The 2,711-nt window shown below is 64.0% G+C and carries 2 protein-coding genes; both read right to left on the bottom strand.

The window, feature by feature from the left end; all coding sequences use genetic code 11:
* Positions 1-77 precede the first annotated feature (77 nt).
* Complete coding sequence (gene istB / locus JQ621_RS35220; protein ID WP_019200278.1) at positions 78-845, bottom strand: IS21-like element IS1631 family helper ATPase IstB; 768 nt, start codon at positions 843-845, stop codon at positions 78-80.
* Complete coding sequence (gene istA / locus JQ621_RS35215) at positions 823-2,604, bottom strand: IS21 family transposase (protein ID WP_156946972.1); 1,782 nt, start codon at positions 2,602-2,604, stop codon at positions 823-825. The genes istB and istA overlap by 23 nt, the downstream gene beginning before the upstream one ends.
* Positions 2,605-2,711 lie beyond the last annotated feature (107 nt).

The following is a 2,711-nucleotide window of genomic DNA, read 5'->3' as shown; positions in this document are numbered from 1 at the left end:
CCCCGCGGGTCACTTCAAATTCCTCCGGGTGTGGTCAGTCAAATTCCTCCACCCCGCGAGGCAGGACATGATGATTGTTAGTTTGACATTGTTTCCCGGGCAAGGGCTTCAGCGGCCTCTTTGAGCCGATAGCTTCGTCCATCGAACTCGAGCAGATGGCAATAATGCATCAGGCGATCGAGGATCGTCGTGCTCATGGTGTTGTCCCCCAGGTATGTTCCCCAATCCTGCACGACGCGATTGGAGGTGACGATGACGCTGCGGCGCAGTTTGTAGCGCTGATGGATCAGGGTCTGCAGCAAGGCGCCGGCGTCGTCAGGGATGGCGCGGGCGAGGAACAGATCGTCCAGCACGAGGAGATCGCAGTCGATGATGGTTCGCAGCCGGACCTCGCGTTGCGCCGGGGAGTTCAGGACGTAGCGGTGGAAGAAGTCGTCGGTCTCAAGATACTGGACCTTGTGGCTTTGCAGGATCGCCTGATAGGCAATCGCCTTGGCGATGTGGGACTTCCCGGTGCCAGGTTTGCCGACGAGCAGCGCGTTCTCGCCGGCGGCGATGAACGCCAGGGTGTGGAGCTGGAAGCAGGTTTGGCGCGGCAATTTGGGATTGAAGGACCAGTCGAACTCGGCGAGCGTGAGCTTTTCGTCGAGCCCGGATTGCCGGTATCGTCGCTCGATAAGGCGGGACTGACGACGGTCCAGTTCGTCCTGCAGGATCAGGGAGAAGGTCTCGAGGAAGGGCTGGTTGGCGCCCTGCGCCTGCAGCACACGCGTCTGCAGCGTGTCGCGAACGCCCGACAGGCGCAGCTGTCGCAGGCAACGTTCAATTTCCGGCATGGTCATCATGTGGTTTGGTCTCCAGTTTGAGGTGAGAAGCCGCGGGAGCGCTCGTGGCGCCGGAGCTGGTCGGGGTTGCGCAGGCGCCACGAGCGCGGGTTGCAGGGGCGCGGTCGTCGTGAGCCTCGGCCTGCCGGCCATTGGCGCCGGCATCGTGCCGCGCGGCACGGCTGAAGAGATCGCCGTATTCGGCTGGAGCGCGGATCAGCGGATGATCCTGGGTGAGCGGCGATGCCGGCTGTGGCGTCGCTCCAACCTGCGCGATCGCCTGTTCGAACAACCGCTCGACGGTCGCACGCACGTGCTTGTAACGGTAGATGCGGTTGCCGATGGCGTGCGCGCAGGCCTGCTCGACCAGCCGTGCCGGATACTTCCGGCTCAGCCCGACAATGCCCCACATCGCGCGCTGTCCGGGGCGCCCCTCGGTGTCGAACACTTGCTGGCAGAGCGCCCTGGTCTGCGGACCGATGCGCTCGGCGCTCGCCAGCAGCACCGCGGTTTGCCGCGACGGATTGAACGGCCGTTCGCTGGTCGGCAGGACGACCGAACCGGGATGCGCCATCCGGGGATGAACACGCAGCAGCGCATGGGTGTGGCGATCGCGGATCTCGATCGTCGAGGCGTAGATCCGCACCACGACCTGGCTGCCGATGGGCGCAGGCCGCGCGGCGTAATAGCTGCTATCAACACGCACGGTGGTATCGTCGCAGACGGTCCGAACGACCTCGGTGAAGATGCGGAAGGCAGCCACTGGCAACGGCCGCAGGTGGGGCTTCTCCTCCTGGAACATCGCCTCGACCTGACGCCGCGTGCTGCCGTGGATTCGCTTGGAGGCCCAATTCTCCTCCCAGTGCCTCAAGAACTCGTTCTGGGCTTCCAGTGTCTCGAAGCGCCGTCCGGCCAGCGCGGTGCCCTGGGTATGTTGAATCGCGCTCTCGACGCATCCTTTCCGATTGGGATCGGCCACCCGCGCGGGATCGGCGACCACGGCGTAATGAGCCAGCATCGCGCTGTAAATCGGGTTGAGCTCGGGCTCGTACAAATCCGGCTTGAGGACGCCTTCCTTCAGGTTGTCGAGCACGACATAGCTGGGGACCCCGCCAAAATACCGGAACGCCTCTTCGTGGAGCTGCGCCCAGACTTGCTGGCTGGATTGCCACACCACCCGCCGGAAGCTGCGCCGCGAGTAGCGCAGCGTCATCACGAACAGGCGGGGACGGCGGTACCGGCCGCTCCTGGGATCAATCGTCAGAGCGCCCTCGCCATAGTCGACCTGGGCCTCCTCGCCGGGGAGGAACTCAAGTCGATCAAACTGCTCGGGATCGCTGTGTCGCAACGTGCGCACAAACCGCTTGACGCTCTGGTAGCTGGACGGAAAGCCAAATTGATCGACCAGGTCCTGGTAAATCGCCTGCGCATTCCGCTTCAGGCGGACCTGTTCTTCGATCCACGTCCGATGCGGTTCGCAAGCCGAACGGGCCAGGCTGCCGGCGGCCGTCGCTCCCGATGCCCCAGAAGCCGGTGGTCGGGGTGGAGGAATTTGGCCGTCCGCGCTCACCGGGCCGGTGGTCACTTCCCCGGGGGAATTTGCCTCCGTACCAGCCCGCAGCGCCCGGTAACGCCGGATCGTCTTGCGGTCGACCCCCGTCAGCCTGTGGATCTCGCGCTGGCTGGCGTTGCGATCGAGTAACGTAAATACCGTGCTTTGCAGGTGTGGCTTCAAGACGTTCAACTCCCCGGCCCCTTGCTGGTTAAAGGGACCGAAAATAAACGTCCTGCCTGATCGGCTACCGCTGTTCAGCGGCGCTGACCGCGATTATCGAGTGGGGGAGTTTCAAGTGACCATACCCGGGGGATTTTGACCGACCCACGGGG

The organism is Bradyrhizobium manausense (genome assembly GCF_018129685.1).
GTDB classification, from domain to species: domain Bacteria; phylum Pseudomonadota; class Alphaproteobacteria; order Rhizobiales; family Xanthobacteraceae; genus Bradyrhizobium; species Bradyrhizobium manausense_D.
Note: the sequence above shows the minus strand (reverse complement) of the source record. Positions and strands in the feature narration are given on the sequence as shown.